The organism is Paraclostridium sp. MRS3W1, from assembly GCF_032465715.1.
Lineage (GTDB): Bacteria > Bacillota > Clostridia > Peptostreptococcales > Peptostreptococcaceae > Paraclostridium > Paraclostridium dentum.
Genome location: NZ_JAWDJM010000114.1, coordinates 1 through 1,303, shown reverse-complemented (window position 1 = coordinate 1,303; position 1,303 = coordinate 1). Strand labels below are relative to the sequence as shown.

1 protein-coding gene and 1 riboswitch are annotated in these 1,303 nt (G+C 27.3%); the gene reads right to left on the bottom strand.

Annotation, left to right across the window (positions count from 1 at the left end):
* A partial coding sequence (add, locus tag RWY47_RS09255; RefSeq protein ID WP_224170322.1) for an adenosine deaminase occupies positions 1 to 994 on the bottom strand: 994 nt, incomplete at its 3' end.
* A 230-nt stretch (positions 995 to 1,224) separates the two neighbouring features.
* Positions 1,225 to 1,303: riboswitch (purine riboswitch) on the bottom strand. This riboswitch is flagged as partial in the annotation.

The window sequence follows — 1,303 nt, the reverse complement described above, 5'->3', positions numbered from 1 at the left end:
ATTTTATATAATTTCTTAATTTATTTTTTGTATTTTCATCTGCAAAAGAAGATTCAACACTATTTAGATAAATTGTTTTATAGTCATCTTCACTCATTTCAAAGTTATTAAATATTATGTTATATTCATTAGTTAAATCAATATCTGAAACTGTTCTATTGTCAGTATTTAAAGATACTTTTATTCCATCTTTATGGAAATTGTTTAATGGATAATTTTCTATATTTTTTATAGCTTTAGTTTGTAAGTTACTTGTAGGGCACATTTCTAAAGTAACATTATTTTCTTTAACAAGATTATAAGCTTTTTCACAATCTTTTATAAATACCCCATGACCTATTCTTTCAGCTTTTAAAAGTGTGATGGCATCATATACATTTTCTCCTATTCCAGTCTCACCAGCATGTATAGTTATTCTATATCCATAGCTTCTAGCTAAAGAAATAGGTTCTTCAAATTGTTCGCAAAATTGTTCATTTTCACTTGAGCATAAGTCAACGGCAACAACTCCATTGTTTAAATATTCTTTTCCAGCTTCTATTACATCATAGCTGCTTTCAACGCTCATAGTTCTCATACATGATAATATTAAATTACCTTTGATGTCATAAATTGACTCAGCTCTTTTTATACCTTTTAAAACACTTTCTATAACTTGTTTTGTATTTAAGCCTTTATTTATATGAAGTAACGGTGCAAATCTTATTTCGATATAAACTATGTTTTCTTTTGACGCATCCTCCATAAGTTCAAAAGCAATTCTTTCTAAACTATCTTCATCTTGCATTATAAGTCCTGGTAATTCAAATCTTTTTAAATATTCATCTAATGACTTACAGTCCTTAGGTGCGACCATCATGTTTTTTATTTCATCAATATTTTTTGACGGTATATCTATGTTCTTCATGTTAGCTAATTCTATTATAGTGCTCGGTCTTACGCTCCCATCTAAATGGCAATGTAATTCTATTTTTGGTAATTTTTCAAAATTCATATATCTATCTCCCTTTATATATATTTGTTTTATTATTTATTTTATATATTAAATCTGTAAAAATGTATAAAAATTCGCTTCGCTCATGTCGCCAACGACTTCGTCCGTTGCTCAAAAAGTTTTTTACGTTCAAAACATATAATTTTGATATAGCTAAATTTCATAGGTTATCCGTATTTTTTAGTAAGTATAATTTCCTTAAACGTAAAAAATCCTGATTACAAAGAAAATACATTAAGCATTTTCTTTGTAATCAGGATTTTTTCGGAACCTGGTAGAAACTCCCAAACCATATTATTGGGATTATAC